Here is a 20,526-nt window from a genome sequence, read left to right on the forward strand (position 1 = left end):
AACCTTATAGTCAAGTTAACCCCCTAAGAATGTTTCATGTGAAACAATTATTTATTTAGTATTTCATTCCACTCTTTTAGCCAAGCTTCACGTTTTTCATCGACCACTTTTGGATCGATTCGTAGAGCGTTTTTAGCAGGTGGAGTAAATTTCAAAACTTTATCAGAAATCTTTGCTTCATCACTCACTGGGAATACGTACATAGAGTCAAGAAGAGTATCTTGGACTTTTTTACTTAGCATAAATTCAATGAATGCTTCTGCTTCTTTTTTGTTCTTAGCTTTCTTGATTACACCCGCATATTCGATTTGGTCGTAGCAAGTGGATTCTAGAGTGTAGGTTTGCATTTTGTCGTCTTTGAGTGTTTCTAGAGGACTGGTTGCGTATGATACAACTATTGGTTTGGAGCCTTTTCCTTCGCCAGCTGTGAAGTCTACGTTATATGCAGTTGACCAGTCTTTAGCTACAGAAACTTCGTTGTTTTTTAAATCTGTCCAGTATTTTTTCCATTCTTGACCGTATTTAGCAACTGTTGCTAAGAAAAATCCTAAGCCAGCTGAAGAAGTTGTAGGGTTAATACCCGCAAATAAACCTTTGTATTCAGGTTTGATTATGTCAGCAAAATCTTTAGGTTCAGCTATGTTCTTTTCTTTAAACCAGTCTTTATCAGCATTTAAACATACTTGACCGTGATCTATAGGAATTAGTTGTGGTGTATTTTTGGCTGAGTATTTTTCTGCACCTTTAGGAAGCTTTACGCTTGGTTTTTCAAGTACATCTTCTTTTATTACACGACCAGCAAAAGCTATATCAATTCCGATAGCAGCATCAGCCACAGGAGTGTCTTTGGTTAAAACTAGTTTATTTACCAGCTCACCTCCACCTCCAGAGGAGACGATTTTTACTTTATAGCCAGTTTTCTCTTCAAACTCTTTTAATAGTTTTTTATCTAGTGAGAATGAATCGTAAGCTAGAACTTTTATAACTTTTTCTTCATTAGATTGTTTTTGTGAGTTATTATTGCTGGAACATCCGGTAAGTCCAGCCATTAGCAACATTGAACTTGCAACTAAGCCTGCAAGAATGCGCGTTTTTTTCATTTTTCCTCCATATCGTTGTACGGAGGGGACGCTAAAGTGTCTCGACTTCCTGCGCTGGTATTATCCATTTCAGGTTCGAGGGTCTGCCTACAATAGGCACTCTCAGCATTTATGCTCCCCTGTCGTGTTTTAAGAATACTTCATTTTCTGTATTTTGTGTATTTCATTTTTATAACTATTAATTTTATTGTTAGTTTATTTAATTCTCTAAAACTTCTGTACATGAAGTATTATTTAATTTAGATTGTTCTTAGGAGGAAAATATGAAAACTCAGTTTATTTTATTCACTATTTTTAACACTGCAATACGCTACGTTTTAGGTATAGTTTTGGACAAAGCGTGGGTAAAGGGTGCAAAGCGTGACGTTCCTAAGGACAATGGTATAAATAATTCTTTAGGTGAATACCTATTTTATGTAATTATTACAACAATTATTTCAGCTGTTATAAGTCGTCAAGTTGGTATTTGGGCAAATGACTATATGCAGAAAAATGGATACCTTGAAAAAGACGAAAATATAGATAATATTTTAGAATTTTAAATTTTTTTGATACTCGGGTCTAAAGTGAAATCGTATAAAAGTTTAATAATTTTAGGGGTTATTGTCCCTCTAGTTTTTTTTGCTTTCTTTTTTGCTTGGCCCGTTTGTGCTTTAATTTTCAAAGGGTTTATAGATTCAAATACTTCAGGCTCATCTGGAATATTTGGTTTTTTGCATAGCGTAGTACTGTTTAAATCTCTGTGGAATACATTGTATATGGCTCTTATAGCTTCGTTTTTTAGCGTAATTCTAGGGTTACCGTTAGCGTATGTTTTCTATAGACTAGATTTTAAAACCCGTAAATTTTGGCGTTCGGTAATTATGATTCCTTTTGTGCTGCCTACAACAGTTGTGGGTGTGGCTTTTAGGAGTTTATTTGCTGAAAACGGAGTTTTGGGATTTTTGAAATTAGACGGCACTGTGACAGCTATAATTATTGCGATGGTTTTCTTTAATCTTTGTGTAGTGGTTCGAATAGTTGGAGTGTTTTGGCAGGGGATAGATCCACGATTTGCTGACGTTGCGAGGCTACTTGGTGCTAGTAAAATAAGGATTTTTAACACTATTACTTTTCCAGCTCTTTTACCGAGTATTATTTCTAGTTTTTGTGTTGTTTTTCTGTTTTGTGCTACTTCTTTTGGTGTCGTATTAGTTATGGGTGGTGCTAGCGTTTCTACCTTGGAGACACAAATATACATACTTACCACACAGTTCTTAGATTTGAAAACAGCCAGTGTTTTGTCTATTTTGCAAATTATTTTAGTAGCGTTTTTACTAGTGTTTTCAAGTAAATTTGATACAAAAATATTCTATAAGCAAAAGTTATATTCAGGTAAAACAAATAGTAGAAACCTGATGAAACCGAGTTCTTTTGACTGGGGATTAATTGTTTCTGCTTTAATAATTGTTCTGTTTTTGATTATTACTCCGATTGCTGTTTTAGTAGTTCGTTCATTCACACGTAACGGTGAATTTACTTTCGAAAATTACATTAATTTATTCTCGCAAGATTTATCTAGAAGTGGTTCTATAAGCGTTTTTGAAGCTATGCAAAATTCTTTGATAATCGCTTTAGTTGCTGGTTTTATATCCACTATTATTGGTTTTTTAGTGAGTTTTGTTTTATCTCGTCAAACTTTTATTTCAGAAAATACACAGAACAAAGAGCTATATATTAGACAGACCAATACCGCTAGGAATGCTTTTTTACTTGTAAAAATAAGAAAATTTCTTGCTCGTATTATTGAATATGCTTTACCTAAAATTACAAAAATATTCGATATGCTTTTCATCTTGCCTTTAGGTATTTCAGCTGCGACTGTGGGTTTTGGATTTTTAATAACAGTTAATGTTTTAATCTATGACACTGCTTTTCAATGGTGGCTAGTTCCATTTGCTCAGGCGACTGTTGCTGTACCACTAGTTATAAAGAGTATGTTGCCAGTTGTTCGTGGGATAGATAGACGTCAACTAGAGGTGGCTTGTCTGTTGGGAGCCAGCCCTATGCGACGTTTTATAACTATAGAATCTCACTATTTTATTCCAGCTATTTTAAACGCTTTTGGACTAGCTCTCGTTGTCTCTTTTGGTGAATTTGGGGCTACTTCTTTTCTATTCAGATCCGAGGGAGCAACACTTCCAGTAATGATTTATTCGCTTATAGGTCAGCCTACTGCTGTTCATCAAGGAATGGCTAATGCTAGTTGCGTAGTTTTGAGTGCTTTTGTGTGCTTTATCGTGTTTTTGGGTCAGAAGATATCACGTTAGATAACTTTAGACGTTACTTGAAGTTTTATAAAGGTACGTTTATGTGTTTTTGTTAGTGATTTTTAGCTGAGTGGAATGTTAGATAATTTACAGTTTTTCAGTTGTTCATTGCAAGGATAGTTACAGTTGCTAAAAACTTGGGATAGTTGTTTAGCTAAAAGTAGGAACACTGTTATAGCAACCTTGTTTTAGAAAATGAGAAACAAAGAGCTAAACTATAAAGCAAAATTATTTCTTGTCTAAACGGTGATATTAACTCGCATAAATAAAGTCACAGAAAAGCAAAACCATTACGCAATTTAAACGTAAAGCATATATTGTCACGCATTTACTTTACTTATAGTAGTACTCTGAGAAATAGAACTAGCTCACTATCGTGCATTGTCCTTTATTTACTTGTAGAGCTATTAGATCACCCTCTGAAACCTTGTAATTATCAGGTATTTTTATCCAAGCATCTCCACCAGCATCTAGTTTAACTAAAGCTTCTATTTCGTCTTTGTTTTTACGTAGTTCTTTCACGTTTCCCATTAAAGCCTGACATCTAGCACAGTCGCTTCTAGCTATTGAGAAAGCGTAAGGTCGGGCAGCTAAATATTGATTCGAGTGCAAGAAAATTCCCATATAAGATGCACCAATATAGTCAAGAAAAGGGCTGTATCCTAGGAATTTTGCTAATTCAAGCGTACGTGGGTGTCTCCAAATTTCTTCTGGAGTATCTATGCGTTGTAGATTACCATCAGAGATGTAGCCCACGAGATCAGCTATCGCAAAAGCTTCATCTTGGTCATGAGTTACGTATATTGCTGTAGTATTTGTCTTTTTTAGAATTTGACGTAATTCGCTAGATAGTTGCTCGCGTAGAGATTTATCGAGGGCTGACAAAGGTTCATCCAGTAGAAGTATTCTAGGTTTTGGAGCTAAAGCTCTTGCCAGTGCTACTCTTTGGGCTTGTCCTCCTGATAAAGTTTCTATATTTCTATCTTCAAACCCTTGCAAATCAACTAATTCTAGTAAATTCTTTACAATATCTTCTTTTTCAGATTTTGATAATTCTTGATTAGCTAGACCGTACTCTATGTTGCCTTTTACTGTGTAATTGGGGAATAATTGACCATCTTGGAACACCATTCCTATTTTTCTTTCATTAGGTGGTAGACAGCGCAAATCTATTCCTTTATAAGTTATTTCTGATGATTGGCTTTCTTCTAAACCAGTAAGTGCCCTCAAAAGTGAAGATTTTCCACTACCACTAGGGCCTAGCAATGCTAATATTTGTCCTTCTTCAAGAGTAAAACTTGCGTTACGTAAAGCTCGTTTTTCTTCCTTCGAACCTGAAATTGTGTATGTTACAGATAGGTTTCTTACAGTTAAAGTAGCCATATTATTTCCTAGATGGTAGGGAAGTTAGTTCTAGTATTTTAAACTAGTATTTTTAGAAAATATTCCGTATTTTAATTATCGTTGATTTACTGAAAGAGTTTTCCACAATTTTAAGATAAGTTATTTACCTTTCATTTGAGTGCACTATTATGTTTAAAGACTAAGAGTTATACCGATAATACTCAATAATATGCTTATTTTACATAAAATGAAGAAAGCTTAGAATTATAAGTTTTATGATAATTGTGGTTGTAATGATAGTATATGCAAGTTTCAATATTTGTTGCTATTTCTAATAATGGTAAAATACATATTTATTGGAAAGGAGAAAGATGAGTCTGTTACAGATAGTCTGCATTCTAATTATGCAAGTTTTTACTATCATTGGTGTAACTTCATTTGTGGTAGCTATCGGTAACATATATAAAAATCTTTCTTTAGGTAAGGGCACAAGTAAGCGTTTGCGACCAGTATTACAACGAGTTAAATACGTTTTTGTTAAAGTACTATTCCACTCAGCTTTCAAAAATAAGCCAGTTGTTAGAATTGCTCACTGGCTAGTTATGGTTTCTTTCCCTATTTTAGTATTCACTTTGTTTTCTGGATATGGACAACTGTTTAACCCTAACTGGTCTTTACCGATATTGGGTCACTTCATTCCTTGGGAAATACTTACTGAACTTATAGCTTGGCTATCTCTGCTTGGAATAATTTTCCTTATTGCTTTACGAATATATCTCACACGCAAGCGCCCAAATTCTAGATTTGCAGGCTCAAATAAATGGCATGCTTACTATGTTGAATTTACTGTTTTACTAGTTGTTTTATGTGTAATTGTTTTACGTGGATGTGAATACATATTAGCTATTAGGCAAGGAGGAGGAAGTAATCTTATCTTCCACTTCCCATTGAGTTTCTTCGTGGGCGAGATGTTTTCTGCTCTAAATACCCAAACAATTATTTCTATAGTCTGGGTAAGTTCAACTATAAAAATAGTAATATCTATGCTCTGGTTTACTACAGTTAGTTTTTATACTTCTATGGGTATTGCTTGGCATAGATTCTTAGGTTTCATAAATCTATATGCCACTAGAAAAATTGGAAAAGCTCTCGGGGCGCTGGAAAATATCGTTGTTAATGACGAAGTGCTGACTGAAGAAACAGTTGAAAACTTAGATGAAGATGCCGTTTTGGGTGTTGGAAAAATAACTGATTTCACGTGGAAAGGTTTGCTTGATTTTGCCACTTGTACAGAATGCGGTAGATGTCAGGAAATATGTCCTGCTTGGAATGCTGGAAAACCTTTATCGCCTAAGCTTTTCACGATGGCTTTGCGTGACCATCACAATGATGTATCGCCAATTCTTTTAGCAAATCAGGCTTTGAGGAACCAAAAAATTGTGGGTGCTGATGACCTAAATATGCAAGCTGATGAAGTCAATGTGCCTATTGTTCCCAACGTAATTAGCGAAGAAATATTGTGGGCGTGTACAACCTGTGGTGCTTGTACTGATCAATGTCCACTAGATATTGAACACGTTGACCATTTTATAGATTTGCGTAGACATCAAGTGTTAATGGAATCTACTTTCCCTACTCAGCTAGGAAAAATGTTCAAAAAGCTTGAATCTAAAGGAAATCCTTGGGGAATAGCACCTAAAAAACGCTCAGATTGGATGAAAAATTTAGAATTTGAGGTACCAGTAATAGGTGTTGATATTCAAGATGCTGAGGAGATTGAATATTTATTCTGGGTAGGCTGTGCTGGCGCTTACGATGACAAAGCCAAAAAGACTACAGCTGCTGTTGCTAACCTTTTGAACATAGCAGGTGTTTCTTTTGCTGTTTTAGGTGAAGGTGAATCTTGTACAGGAGATCCGGCACGTAGAAGTGGTAATGAGCTATTATTCCAGACTTTGGCTGCAATGAATATTGAAACTTTGAATGAAGCTAAAGTGAAGAAAATCGTTGTTACTTGCGCGCACTGTTTCAATACAATAGCTAATGAATATCCTTCATTAGGTGGAAAATATCAAGTTATTCATCATACACAACTTTTGAACAGACTTATCCGTGAAGGTGCATTAAAACTTTCTAAGAGTTATGGAAATAAACGCAAAGTTACTTATCATGATCCTTGCTACATAGGTAGGCATAATGGAATTTATGATGAACCACGCGAGTTATTGGGTGAAGCTGGTTTTATAAATGTAGAAATGGGGCATTCAAAGGAACGTGCTTTATGCTGTGGTGCTGGTGGAGCTAATGCGTTTATAGAGGATAAAACTTCCACTCGTATATCAAGTCTTAGAGCTAAGGAAGTAGTTGCTACAGGTGCTTGTGTTTTAGCAACGGGTTGTCCATTCTGTACAGTAATGTTGGATGAAGTTTCTAACCAAAATGTGGAAGTAAAAGATATAGCTGTGTATATGCTCGAATCTGTTTTAGCTGCTAAAGAAGAAAGTGCTGAGGACAAATAGATAGAGTGTGCTGAGGACAAAGATACCGAAAGCCTTGAAGAAAAAAGGATAGAAACTGTTGAGGATAAAGGTAGAGAAAGCACTGTAAAAAGGATAGGGTATGCTGAAGAAAAAGGGGTAGAAAATACTTCTTTGAGTGCCTCATATAATATAGATGATATAAATGAGAGCTATAGTTTCGAAAGCTTTGATCAAAACTCTATTGGAAATTCTGATGAAAACCCAAGTATTACTAATAAATAAATTGCTTTAGTTGAAAATCCTAGATTGGTTTATATAGATAAATATAAGTTATTGCTTGTGTGCATTGACAGCATAATTTTGAGGAGATATTATCCGTATTTTGATTTTTAGCTATTCTTTTCTCGATGTGTTTATATATCTTTATTGTATTTTATTCTGTTTTGCTAGTTATTTCTAAGAGAAAAATAAAATCTGCTTACTTTTTAAGAATAAGGATTTGAGTATTTGGAAATTTAAGTGACTGTTACTTAAACCTATACTTCATACTGTTTTTATACAGGTAGAGTAGGTTTTTCAGTAGCCTTTATCTTACTTTATGTATAAGTAAAACCATATAAGGTATTTGTATAAAACATAAGATGACCTTGTTGAGGAATGAAAACAAATAAAACGAGATGGCTATTAAAGTGAATACCTAGAAAGTAATACGTAGAAAATAAATGGGAGTAAACCTTTTAGGGAAAATAAGTTTATAAAGTAGTATGTGTGTACTATGTGAGAGGTAAAAATTATTTACCAAGAAGAAATAAAAACTTACCTTTAGATAATTTTACGTAGATAAAGACTAAAGGATTTTAAATGAAAATGAAGCTAGTTTTATTCCATTAAATAGGTTTGTTTTAAGTGTTTTATCTAACATTTTTCTGGAGTCTTTATTTTTTATTAAACATACACAATAAGGTAAGATTGAATTAGTGATTTGTGTCATGAGTGAGAAAATATCGTAAGATAAGAATAATCGAGGGTAAATATGGCAAACTATAGTTCAGAAGAGCTCCATGAAAGAATCCAAGAATTACAAACTTATTCATCAGTGATCAAAAGGAAAAACGATAGATTAGCTTCGGCATTAGCTGCTGCTCGTCAAGAATTAGATGGTTTGCGTGCAGAAGTTGAGCGTTTAACAGCTCCTCCGTTAAACTTTGGCATATTTTTAAGCGTACACTCAGCAATTGATCGCCTAGTAGATGTTCTTGTCGGTGGTAGGAAAATGCGCTTAACTGCTACGGACAAAGTTGTTATAAATGCGTTACAAAAAGGACAAGAAGTCCTGTTAAATGAACATTTAGCTGTTATAGGTACAAGTAGTTTCACTACAACTGGTGACATCGTAATCGTAAAAGAAAAGATAGATAACGAACGAGTGCTGGTTTTAGTTAGAAACGAAGACGAAAAAGTAATAAAGCTTGCTGACACTTTAGCAAATACGAAGCTACGTGTAGGTGACGCTTTAATCGCTGATATGAAAACAGGGTATGCTTACGAAACTATTTTACGTAGTGAAGTTGAAGAACTACTGCTTGAAGAAATACCTGATATTAGTTATGAAGATATTGGTGGCTTATCTGAACAAATCGAGCAAATCAAAGACACAGTAGAGCTACCATTTTTACATCCAAATCTTTATGTTGAGCATGGCTTGAAACCTCCTAAAGGTGTTTTGCTTTACGGTCCTCCAGGATGTGGTAAAACGCTTATCGCTAAAGCTGTTGCTACTTCTCTAGCGAAAACAGCTGCAGAAAAAGCTGGTTGGGAGCAGCAAAAGTCTTACTTCTTAAACATAAAAGGTCCACAGTTACTAAATAAGTATGTGGGTGAGACTGAACGACAAATCCGTTTAATTTTCTCTAGGGCAAGAGATAAAGCTGAACGAGGAATCCCAGTAGTTATTTTCTTCGACGAGATGGAATCCTTGTTTAGGACAAGAGGAACAGGTAAAAGCTCCGATGTTGAAACTACTGTTGTCCCACAGCTTTTGAGTGAAATTGACGGTGTAGAATCCCTCGAAAACGTTGTAATAATTGGTGCTTCAAACCGTGAAGATATGATTGATCCTGCAATTTTGCGTCCTGGTCGCTTAGACGTGAAAATTAAGATTGAACGTCCAACCCTTGAAGGTGCTAAAGAAATTTTGGGTAAATATTTGACTGAAGAAATTCCTGTTCGAGATACTGATAGTCGTGCTAAAGCTGAAATCATAAAAGAAATGATTGATAAAGTTGCGTGGCGTTTATATGAAGTTTCTGAGGAAAATGAGTATCTAGAAGTCACGTATGCTTCAGGTATAAAAGAAACGTTATACGTCAAAGACTTTGTATCTGGTGCTATGTTGACAAATATTGTCGACAGGGCAAAGAAAACAGCTATCAAAGACTATATTAATGGTGCTGAAAAAGGTATAACTGTTCAACACTTGTTAGACGCAATTGACAACGAAATCAATGAAAACGAAGAGTTACAAAACACCACTAATCCTGACGAATGGGCACGTGTTGCTGGTCGTAAGGGCGAGAGGATTATGTATATTCGCACTATGGGTATGAAACGAGAAGAAGAAAGTCGTAGTGTTTTTGGACAAGTCGTAGATTCACCACAGTCTTTGGGCAATGTTGCTAAAGATACTGATGAACTAGAAGTAAATAATGACTATTTGTGAGCTTAGTTAGGTGGCTATCAAATGACTGTAAAACGAGTTATGGGGATTGAAACTGAATTTGGTATCATAAGCCCTACTTCTGATGATGATTCTGTAATATTAACTAGCCAGATTGTATTTGCTTACGCTGGTGCTATGCGTGAGATGAATGAACCTGAAGGGGTGCGTTGGGATTACTCTTCAGAGCAACCTTTACATGACGCTAGAGGGTATGTGATGGCTCGTGAAGAGGCTGATCCGTCCCAACTTACCGATGACCCTTACAATCTTGCTCCTAGTGGACCAAAAATTCTTTCTAAAGGTCGTCAAATGTCTCAAGTTGTACGTTTGACAGAACTTGAGGAAAAATTCCAAAGAGCCCCTAATAACAGTATGCCTAATGGTTCTAGAATGTACCTTGACCATGCTCATCCAGAGTACTCAAGTCCAGAAGTTCTATCTCCACGACAAGCAGTGCTGTATGACCGTGCAGGTGAATACATTATGCAAAGAGCTATGGTTGAAGTTGAACAGAATAAGGGCTTGCCGGATATTGTTTTGTACAAAAATAATGTTGACGGCAAAGGTGCTACATACGGAAACCACGAAAATTATATGGTAGATAGAAGAGTGCCTTTCGACGATATAGTGCAGACTTTTATTCCTTTCTTTGTAACTCGTCCTATTATTTGCGGTGCTGGCAGGGTAGGTATTGGACCATACAGCGAAAAACCAGGTTTTCAGATTTCTCAGAGAGCAGACTATGTTGAAAACACAGTAGGTTTGGAAACCACATTAAATAGGCCTATCGTAAACACTAGAGATGAGCCTCATGCTGATGGAAAGTTGTTCCGCCGTTTCCACGTAATAGGTGGAGATTCAAATGTTTTTGAAACTTCGACCTTTATAAAAATGGCGTCTACATCTCTAATTCTATGGGTGCTTGAAAACTATGGTGTGCCGAAGGAATGGAAAGAATTAGAATTAGCTGATCCAGTTTCTGAATGCTCTAAAGTTTCACATGATACTAGCTTGACCTACAAGTTATCTCTTGCTGATGGAAGAAAACTAACAGCAATAGAGATACAGCGAGTATATTTGGACACGATTAGTAAATACTACGAAGATAACGCTGATAAAAATGATCCAGAATATGATGAGGAAACTAGACAAGCCCTAAATATGTGGAAGCACATTCTAGACGCTCTTGAGAATAAAGAGTTTTCTAAGCTAGCTTCACAGGTGGAATGGGTATGTAAGAAACAAATCATGGAAGCAATGGCTGGACGAGAAAATCTTGGCTGGGAAAGTCCTAAACTAGCAGCTATGGACTTGCAGTGGGCTGATATGCGTTTAGGTCGTGGTCTAGCTTATCGTTTAATCGAAAGTGGAAAAGTAGCTACTTTGGTAGATAAGGAAGATATTTCTAAAGCAGAATTTTATCCTCCTGAAAACACACGTGCATACTTCCGTGGACAAATGATTAGGCGTTTCAACAAGGATATTTTCTCAGCTGGTTGGCACGCAATGGTAGTAGATACTGGTGAAGAACATATGCTTAGAGTTCCTATGTTCAATCCTCTTGGTGGAACTAAAGAAAGAGTTGAAAGTCTATTCGAGAAATCTACTTCAGTTAAAGACATAGTTGATGCTTTGACTAAGAAGTAATACGATGAAACTGCTTTAGAGGTAGGGCATTTTCACGGATTAGTGTATGCAACCTGAAATATATGTATTATAAGCAAAAAATGAACTAAACAATAGAAAATATAACTAAGGAGATAAAATGGCTGACCGTATTTATCGTCAATCACACCATGAAGATACACCAGAGCCAGAGGATGTTCCAACACCTGCTCCTGCTGGTGACTATGGACAAGTATTCGATGACATCCTAGATGACATTGATGATGTACTTGAAGAAAATGCTCTATCATTCGTACAAGGATTCGTTCAAAAGGGTGGACAATGATAACTGGGCGTATTTACGGGCTTGAAACCGAATATGGTGTTTTTGCTCAGCCAAAAGACTATAATGCTCCTGGTATTATTCCTAACCCTGGTGAATGCGTTAAAGAACTATTTGAATATATGCCTTCATCTAGCAAAACAACAAATTACTTTCTTTCCAATGGTGCAAGATTATACATAGATATTGGTGAGCATCCAGAATATGCTAGTGCTGAATGTGACCAAGTCTATGATGTTGTTGCTAATGACCGTGCTGGTGAAGAATTCTTGCGTGCTATGTTAAGTAGTGCGAATAAGAATTTTGCTGAAAAAAATATTGAAGCTGTCGTTCACCTTTTTAAAAATAACGTTGACTCTGTGGGTAACACTTTCGGCTGTCATGAAAATTATTTGTTTTCACGTAAAGTTGACTTTGACAAGAGCATTAGATCGCTAGTGAATTTCTTTGCTACACGTCAAATACTCACTGGGGCTGGCCATATTAAACATGATGAAAAAACTGGTGAAAGTCGCTATGTTTTCTCTCCACGTGCAGATTTTTTGAGCGAACAAACTAGTGCAGATACAACGAGATCACGTCCAATAATCAACACTAAAGATGAACCACACGGAGATGTAGATTTATACAGGCGTCTTCATGTGCTTTGTAGTGATTCTAATATTTGTGACGTAACTACAATGCTCAAGATAGCTCTTACAGGTATAGTGCTAGATTACTTAGAGTCTGGAAAAGACTTGTGCCAATTCGATTTAGTGAACCCTATTGAAGCTTTACATCAAATTAGTGACGATTTTACAGGAACTGTAAAAGTTGACCTAGTTGATGGTAGAAAAATGAGTGCTGTTGAAATACAGACTGAAATTATAGCTTTACTTGAAGAACACTTACGTGGCAAGAACTATGATTTAGACAACCAAGATGATGTCTATATTCAAGCTTTAAGCTTAGCTAAAGATGGCTTAGAAGCTATAGTTTCGCGTGATTTTTCAAAGGTTGACACTAAATTAGATTGGGCTATTAAATATAAATTATTCAAGCATTATATGAATAAGCATAATATCGATCTCTCATCGCCACTGATAGCAAGGCTAAATTTGGCATACCACGATTTAGATCCTAAGTATGGACTTGCTCCTGCTATGCGTGCTAAAGGTATGATGCAAGAGTATGTTGCTCATGAAGACGTTATTAAAGCCATGACAATGCCTCCACAAACTAGCCGTGCTAAAGTGCGTGGAGATTTCGTTGAAAAAGCTCTTAGATTAGGTTTTGACATCACAGTTAACTGGTCAGGAGTTCGCTTAAATAACCCTTATCGACCAACTATAGATTTAATGGATCCTTTCGCTAACTATAACGAAGAAGTATCACAGCTAATGCAAGATTTAGATGTGATTGTTCCTGAAAAATCTACAGCATAGCTCTAAACTTTTATGTGATTGTGCAAGAATTGTTGCCTACTGCTGACTGAAGATACAGTTAAAGCGTGGGCAACAAATTTTATTACTAACATTTGATATTATTTACTGAGATTTACGTTTTTAGACACTTATACTATGTACAAATGCTGAAATTATAGAATTTGTGAAACTCTGAAAGACGGAAGATGGCGACATGGAATTAAATTCTTATATTGACCACACTTTACTGAAAGCTGATGCTACTGCAAGCGATATTGAAGAATTAGTGCAAGAAGCTGTTGATTACAATTTTGCTGCTGTATGTGTGCAAGGATGCTGGGTTAGTTACGCTAAAGACCGTTTAAGTAATTCTGATGTAAAAGTTGCCACTGTTGTAGGGTTTCCTTTGGGTGGAAGTTCTACAGAATCAAAAGGTAATGAAGCTAGTAATGCTGTCATAAATGGTGCTGACGAAATAGATATGGTTATAAATGTCGGTTGGGCATTATCAGGTATGTGGGATAGTGTACAGGCTGATATTGAAAATGTTGTGGTTTCTTCTCGCATAGCAGAGTTACTATTATCTGATAATGCTGTAGATTTTGAAAATGATTTAGATTCTTTATACGAGTGTTCTACAAATGAAGAATTACAACGAGCATTAAATGAGTTAAAAATAGATAAGAATTCTTTCAACACAAAAGTAAAGGTAATACTAGAAACATCACTTTTAGATAACGAACAGATAAAAAATGCATGTGAATGTGCAAGGGTTGCTGGTGCTGATTTTGTAAAAACTTCCACAGGTTTTTCTTCCTCTGGAGCCAAGCTTGAACACGTTCAGCTTATGTGTGAAACAGTTGGTAATACAATGGAAATTAAGGCTTCTGGTGGAATACGCTCGTATGAGGAAGCTATTGAATTTATCAATGCAGGAGCATCGCGTTTAGGTACAAGTGCAAGTGTGAAAATTGTTACTGAACAGTTATAAAAGTTTTAGCAAAACATAGCAGTAAATTCATGTTCTAATTATAAAATTATCCAAATAAGTTTTGGATAAGGTAGTGATTTATGATTGGATCTTGGCTAGGTTTTGCTTTTGCTTTTGTAGTTTCTGTAATGTTAGTTTATTTACCTGGCATTACATTAGCTTACTGTTTGAGGATTAAAGGATTTTTAAGCCTTGCTGTTGCTCCAATTATCAGTGTCGCTTTATTGAGTTCATTTGCTGTAATTTTTGCAAGTTTAGGTATCAAATGGAAAGTCTGGTACTTTTGTGGAGCTGTTTTATTGCTAGCATTGCTGTTACTGGGAATTAGGAGATTGTTCGGCAAAATACTTATAAATACAAAGCCTCAAAAGACTGAACTAATAGTTGTTTCTTGGCGTGGGTTGTTTGTGCCTTTGTGTGTTGGTTTGGTTGCTGGTTTTGTTTTGTTTGTGCGTGTTTTGTTGGCTTTGAGGGTTCCTTTTGCTTTTAGTCAGAGTTCTGATGGGCATTATCATTATAATAGTGTTGCTAGTATGCTTGAGAGTGGGGATTTGTCTTCTTTGCATATGTTGCAGCTTCCTCCTAATTCTAGTTTTTATCCTGCTGCTTGGCATGATTTTGTTACTAGTGTTATTCATGTTACGGGTGTTAGTATTCCTGTTGCTGCTAATGCTTTTACTTATTTTTTGCTTTGTTTTGTGTGGCCTTTGTCTATGCTTACTTTTGCTTTATGTATCAGCAAAAACAAAGTATTTTTAACAACCGTTGTACTTATATGTAACCTTATCCCTTTCTTCCCGGGAATATACTTATATTTCGGAATATTGTACGCAAATATTGTTGGTTTATCTTTTATTCCAGTTGTATTTTTTATTGTTGTCACATTTTTGTTTAGACAAAAGTATTTTCAATATTGGCAAAGCATTTTATTAGGTATTTTTTCAGTGTTTGCTTTAGGTTTTTCTCAGCCTAATACTGTGTTTAGTGTGTATTATATTGTACTTATTGTTTTGCCTTTTGCTGGATATGAATTAGGGAAGAAATACGATACTATTACAAAACAACTTGTTGAAAATAATGTAGATAAAAAGTATAAATTTGCGTATAAAAATAGAATTATTTTCACTTTATTAGGTGTATTATTAAGCATTTTGATAGCTTGTTTAGTTATTTATATTTGCTATAAAACTCCTACTTTGTACAATGCAAAATTTACACCAAATATGCTTGTTAGAAATAAATATGATTACTATGAAGGAATATTAACATTTTTAACATCAGCTATCAGGTTCTTACCAGTGAGCTTAGATTCTGTATTTTATGAAACTATTTATATTTCTGTATTATCTTTTAGCGGTATTTTCTTTATTCTATGGAAAAAACGAAATGCAAAATACTTATGGTTAATAGTTGGTTGGTTGTGGTTTTCTTTTCTAGTTTTTGTATCTGCAACTTGTGAAAATAAACAAATTAGAGCTTTTCTAACAGGGTTATACTATGGGGATACAGTTCGTTTTATTCCAATTCAAACAGTTTTCATGGTGATTTTTATATCCTTGAGCATACTATTCATATTTTCAAAACTAAAACTTCTGTTCGTTGATAAGGCTGGCAATTACTCTTTTAAAACTGTTACAATTCTGGGGCTTTTAGTAGTGTTTATATCTGGGCATTCTACTTCGGTGATGAAAGACAGATTCGATAAACTTGAATATAATTTCTCATTACCTGATGATAATTTTCAAAATGTTTTAGCTTATTCTAAACATGAACTTGAATTTATGAAAAATAATGCTACCAAAGTTGATAAATCCTACACTTTTGCAGGTAACCCAAGAAAAGGTGTTACTGCGTCGTGGTTTATGTTTGGACAAAAGAATATTTTCTATCATGTTCAGACTCCTAAGGATAAGTATCACTTATTACTAGCTGAAAATTTGCAGAATGCGAATACTAATCCTAATGTTTGTAAGGCTGTAAAGAAGTATAATTTACGTTATATTTACTCTTTCTCTGGTAAATGTCAGTGGAATAAACCGTGTGATAAAAAATATCCAAGCTTTGATAACTTAGATGGTAAAAATGTTGCTAAAATAATCGACCAAGATAAGTATGGCAACAAGCTTTATGAAATTACTGCTTGTAAAGATTAGTATTATTAAGCATTACTAACGAATACTGTTTTAGTTCTAAACTTTATTTTGTTTTATATTTATAACCTTATAATATAAGATGTAGAATGGTTTATGAGTCTTTACTTATAGATAATAAAAGTTAGGTGTGTCATGAGTGCGAAAAGTAGTTTTATGAATGATCCACAGAGGAAACGTTTACATGAACTAATGGTCGGTACAGAGTTTTTTACTGCTGATTATTACGATGCTTTCGGGCAGCGCCTAGCTTTGCTTTTAAATCAGGAATTTTCTGTTTTGCTTGGACACGTTTTGCTGGACGTCCTAGAAGAAGGTGGTATAAGCCCTGACGATATTGATGGTATTGGTGCTAAAATGCCTCTGTCTGCACTTATGGCTTCTTCAATTACTCATGCAGCATCTTCTCGTGGCCAATCTTTGAATGCTTTCGGATATGTTGCTCCTCATGTTTTTGAACACGAAATAGTTACTAATACTGCTTCTTCTTTTGATTTGACTGGTTCTAGTGTAGTGCTTTTGATTTCTAGGCATGATAAACCTGAAGACGTTATGAAAGTAATAGAGGGATTAGAAAATTCAGGCACTCAAGTAAAAGCTTTGCTTTCGCTGATTTCGCATTCACAACACGATATTGAAACTTTCGAATCAGTGTCTTTGACTTATTTATATGTTTTCTAATATTTATCTATTTATCGCAGAAATTAACCATGAGTAATTACAATTTTTTCTTAAAAAACACTCCTAGAGATTTTAGTGCAAACACCATTAGAGTTGCTGAATATTTGGCTAGAATGAGCGATAAATCTGGCAGTATTATTGAAGTGAATCAGCTCAAGTTATCTAACACTTTGAATATTTCACGTACCACAGTTTACAAAGCTATAAAAAAACTTAAAGATGGTGGCATACTGGTTGAATTAAATCACGGAGTATTCAATAAGAAAATATTTGAATGGAAGTTTACTAAAGATTCTTTTGAAAAAACTGCTACCTCCGATTCTCATAAGGATAAGACAGAAGAGGATCGTATCGTTGGTGTTGGTCCTTGGCCTGGAGGTGAACAGAATTGGCCGACCGAAGATTTCTATGATCCAGAATTGCTACAAAATGGCGACAGACGTAATGTTTTAGACCATTATCGTTACTGGAAAATGTCAGCAATAATTGCAGATTTGGACTCTAACTATCGCACACCATTACATATAGCTATCGAAAATTTAGAGCATGATTACAATATAGGTTCAATTGTACGTAGTGCTAACGCTTTTGCTGTAAGTATGGTTCATATTGTGGGACGTAAACGCTGGAATCGTCGTGGAGCAATGGTTACAGATAGATATCAGCATATTATTCACCACAGCACTTTTGACGATTTCACCAGCTGGTGCTTAGAAAACGATATGCCAATTATAGGTATAGATATTTTGGATAACTCTAAGCCAATTGAAAAAGCTGTGTTGCCTGAAAAGTGTATGTTGTTGTTCGGGCAAGAAGGTGCTGGAATTTCTAAAGACTTACTCGATAAATGCGATCAGGTTTTGCATATTACTCAAAGAGGTTCTACTCGCTCAATAAATGTGGGGGCTGCGGCTGCTGTTGCAATGTACACATGGGGATTGCAGAATATAAACAATTTTTAGAGTATTGTTTATTAATTTTGATTTAGATATCTCCATTTAAATAGTTTAAATTTTCAGCATATTCTAATAAAACTAGCATTTTCACTTTAATCATCTTATCTCACATTTTGTATAACTTTACGTATTCTTTTGTTTTACGTATTTGTTTAGTTTCACTCTTCTAATGCATTTTATATAATATTGGAGGTTATATGAATAACACTGTTTTATATAAAGGGAATATATGTACGGGTCTTGGCTAGGTTTTGCTTTTGCTTTTATAATTTCTGGTATTTTGTTGTATTTTCCGGGTTACTTGATGAGCAGGGCAATAGGTATTCGTGGGTTTTTAGCTGTTTCTGTTGCTCCACTTATTAGCATTGGGTTTGTTTCAACTTTGGCTGTTTTGCTGGGTGCTTTACGTATTAAATGGAGCGTGTGGATTTTATTTGCCTGTATTTTCCTGACTTGCTTTTTGTTATTCATAATAAATGGGGGGGGGATTTATAATCGAGCTTTAATATTTTTTAAGGCAAAATTTTACCCGAAAACTTACGCAAATAGTTACGAGATAATTCCTAGTCGAGTGGGTAAAACTAGCAGAGTAGTTATTTCTTGGTGTGGGTTGTTTGTGCCTTTGTGTGTTGGTTTGGTTGCTGGTTTTGTTTTGTTTGTGCGTGTTTTGTTGGCTTTGAGGGTTCCTTTTGCTTTTAGTCAGAGTTCTGATGGGCATTATCATTATAATAGTGTTGCTAGTATGCTTGAGAGTGGGGATTTGTCTTCTTTGCATATGTTGCAGCTTCCTCCTAATTCTAGTTTTTATCCTGCTGCTTGGCATGATTTTGTTACTAGTGTTATTCATGTTACGGGTGTTAGTATTCCTGTTGCTGCTAATGCTTTTACTTATTTTTTGCTTTGTTTTGTGTGGCCTTTGTCTATGCTTACTTTTGCTTTATGTATCAGCAAAAACAAAGTATTCCTAAGCGTAGTAGCTGGTACTAGTACTCTGATTTCATTTTTCCCAGGTATTTATTTAACCTTCGGCATTCTTTACGCAAATATTACAGCTGCTGTTGTATTACCAGTAGTTTTCATGATTGTAGTGTCTTTCTTATTCAGACAACGTTTCTTTGGATTTTGGCAAGTAGTATTTTTGGGTGTAACTTCTTTGCTAGCCTTAGCTTTCGCTCAATCTAGTGGAATATTTACTGTCTACTATGTCGTCCTTATTGTTCTGCCTTTTGCTGGATATAAGTTAGGTAAAGAATTTGACGTTTATAATCTCGGTTTTAAAGACTTTATATTTGGTGTTTCAAAAACGAAAACTCTAAATGATAGTGGCAGTGCTGGTGAAATCGAAAGCCATTCTTATAAATATAGAATAATTTTTACAGCCTTAGCGTTTTTAGTATTGTTTGCAATTATTGCTGCTGTTACATACATTTCTTTAACAAATCCATCCATATATAACGCTCGATTTACTTCTAATATAGTAATACCGACAAGATATGGTAGAAAAGAAGCTTTATTAGCATTTTTGACTACAGGTCAGAGGTTTTTAACAGTACCTGGAGATCAAGTATTTTATGAGAACATATATGTGTCGGTTTTGTGTTTTATTGGCTTAGGTGTAATTTTACGCAGACATTTTAAAACTAACTATTTGTGGATAATTGTTGCGTGGATATGGTTCTCATTCTTGAACTTTATTGCTGCAAGCTGGCCAGATAATAGGCTCCGTGCCTTTTTGACTGGTATTTATTATGGTGAACCTATACGTTTGATATCAATACAAGTAATTTTCATGGTGATAATTATAGCTTTAGCTGTAATGTTTATGCTTTCAAAGTTAAAGTTGCTTGCTTATGATAGTGGAAAATATGGTTTTAAGATATTTGGTGCTATTACGTTAGTTCTTTTGTTTATTGTAGCCCAAGTAATACCTGCGTATTCATATAGATTTGTTGCTCAAAATATAAGTTTTTCTTTGCCTGAATCTAATCTAAATAATGAGTTAGTATATTCGAAATCTGAAGTTGACTTTATGCAATCCAATACGGATAAAATCGATAAATCTTATAATGTTATAGGCAATCCTTTCAAAGGAACTACTGCTTCTTGGTTCCTGTTTGGGCAAAGAAACGTAATGTACCATATTCAGCACCCAAGAGACGAGTATAGGCAAATATTGTCTAATAACCTTGAGGAAATTAATACGAATCCTAAGGTCTGTAAAGCTATTAAGAAGTATAAAGTACGTTACGTTTATTCTTTTGTTGGAAAGTGTCAGTGGGGTAGGGATTGCGATAGAGAATATCCTAGCTTTGATAATCTTGATAACAAACCATTCGCTAAGTTAATCAATAAAGATAAATATGGTAATAAACTTTTTGAAATCAATGGATGTGATAATCACTAAAGTTTTAATTTGAAATATAGCTTTTATTAGTACTCTTCTTT

The 20,526-nt window shown here is 35.0% G+C and carries 14 protein-coding genes and 1 riboswitch; of the genes, 12 read left to right on the top strand and 2 right to left on the bottom strand.

Annotation, left to right across the window (positions count from 1 at the left end; genetic code table 11):
- Nucleotides 1–47: 47 nt before the first annotated feature.
- Complete coding sequence (locus HCQ94_RS00410; RefSeq protein ID WP_166982761.1) at nt 48–1,100, bottom strand: thiamine ABC transporter substrate-binding protein; 1,053 nt, start codon at nt 1,098–1,100, stop codon at nt 48–50.
- A gap of 29 nt (nt 1,101–1,129) precedes the next feature.
- Nucleotides 1,130–1,231, bottom strand: a riboswitch (TPP riboswitch).
- Between the two features lie 132 nt (nt 1,232–1,363).
- On the opposite strand from HCQ94_RS00410, the gene HCQ94_RS00415 reads away from it, so the two are divergent.
- A complete protein-coding gene (locus HCQ94_RS00415) occupies nt 1,364–1,642 on the top strand; it encodes a hypothetical protein (protein ID WP_166978057.1) in 279 nt (92 codons plus the stop codon).
- 216 nt (nt 1,643–1,858) lie between these two features.
- On the top strand, nt 1,859–3,409 hold the full coding sequence (locus tag HCQ94_RS00420; protein WP_166982763.1) for an ABC transporter permease: 1,551 nt from the start codon (nt 1,859–1,861) through the stop codon (nt 3,407–3,409).
- A 363-nt stretch (nt 3,410–3,772) separates the two neighbouring features.
- On the opposite strand, the gene HCQ94_RS00425 is transcribed toward HCQ94_RS00420, so the two are convergent.
- Complete coding sequence (locus HCQ94_RS00425) at nt 3,773–4,792, bottom strand: ABC transporter ATP-binding protein (protein ID WP_166982765.1); 1,020 nt, start codon at nt 4,790–4,792, stop codon at nt 3,773–3,775.
- Nucleotides 4,793–5,157: 365 nt separating this feature from the next.
- Between HCQ94_RS00425 and HCQ94_RS00430 the strand changes: the two genes are divergently transcribed.
- The 10 genes from HCQ94_RS00430 (at nt 5,158) to HCQ94_RS00475 (ending at nt 20,485) form a co-directional block, all read left to right on the top strand.
- Complete coding sequence (locus HCQ94_RS00430; RefSeq protein WP_232525727.1) at nt 5,158–7,272, top strand: (Fe-S)-binding protein; 2,115 nt, start codon at nt 5,158–5,160, stop codon at nt 7,270–7,272.
- A 994-nt stretch (nt 7,273–8,266) separates the two neighbouring features.
- Nucleotides 8,267–9,952 carry a proteasome ATPase gene (gene arc, locus HCQ94_RS00435; RefSeq protein WP_166982769.1) on the top strand — a complete coding sequence of 562 codons (1,686 nt, stop codon included), beginning with the start codon at nt 8,267–8,269 and terminating at the stop codon, nt 9,950–9,952.
- A 21-nt stretch (nt 9,953–9,973) separates the two neighbouring features.
- Entirely contained in the window at nt 9,974–11,599 is a 1,626-nt protein-coding gene (gene dop / locus HCQ94_RS00440) for a depupylase/deamidase Dop (RefSeq protein ID WP_166982771.1), read from the top strand.
- Nucleotides 11,600–11,717: 118 nt separating this feature from the next.
- Entirely contained in the window at nt 11,718–11,903 is a 186-nt protein-coding gene (locus tag HCQ94_RS00445; RefSeq protein ID WP_166978047.1) for a ubiquitin-like protein Pup, read from the top strand.
- Nucleotides 11,900–13,324: a proteasome accessory factor PafA2 family protein gene (locus HCQ94_RS00450; protein WP_166982773.1), complete on the top strand. Its 1,425-nt coding sequence runs from the start codon at nt 11,900–11,902 to the stop codon at nt 13,322–13,324. The genes HCQ94_RS00445 and HCQ94_RS00450 overlap by 4 nt, the downstream gene beginning before the upstream one ends.
- A 193-nt stretch (nt 13,325–13,517) precedes the next feature.
- Nucleotides 13,518–14,294, top strand: a complete 777-nt coding sequence (gene deoC / locus HCQ94_RS00455) for a deoxyribose-phosphate aldolase (protein ID WP_232525728.1) — start codon at nt 13,518–13,520, stop codon at nt 14,292–14,294.
- A gap of 80 nt (nt 14,295–14,374) precedes the next feature.
- Nucleotides 14,375–16,447, top strand: a complete 2,073-nt coding sequence (locus HCQ94_RS00460) for a DUF6541 family protein (RefSeq protein WP_166982774.1) — start codon at nt 14,375–14,377, stop codon at nt 16,445–16,447.
- Nucleotides 16,448–16,600: 153 nt separating this feature from the next.
- Complete coding sequence (locus HCQ94_RS00465; protein WP_166982776.1) at nt 16,601–17,125, top strand: hypothetical protein; 525 nt, start codon at nt 16,601–16,603, stop codon at nt 17,123–17,125.
- A 29-nt stretch (nt 17,126–17,154) separates the two neighbouring features.
- Nucleotides 17,155–18,087, top strand: coding sequence for a TrmH family RNA methyltransferase (locus HCQ94_RS00470; RefSeq protein ID WP_166982778.1), 933 nt, complete (start codon nt 17,155–17,157; stop codon nt 18,085–18,087).
- A gap of 223 nt (nt 18,088–18,310) precedes the next feature.
- On the top strand, nt 18,311–20,485 hold the full coding sequence (locus HCQ94_RS00475; protein ID WP_196373609.1) for a DUF6541 family protein: 2,175 nt from the start codon (nt 18,311–18,313) through the stop codon (nt 20,483–20,485).
- The last annotated feature ends 41 nt before the right edge of the window (nt 20,486–20,526 follow it).

The sequence above is a fragment of the Actinomyces sp. zg-332 genome (genome assembly GCF_011751945.2).
Classification (GTDB): Bacteria; Actinomycetota; Actinomycetes; order Actinomycetales; family Actinomycetaceae; genus ZJ293.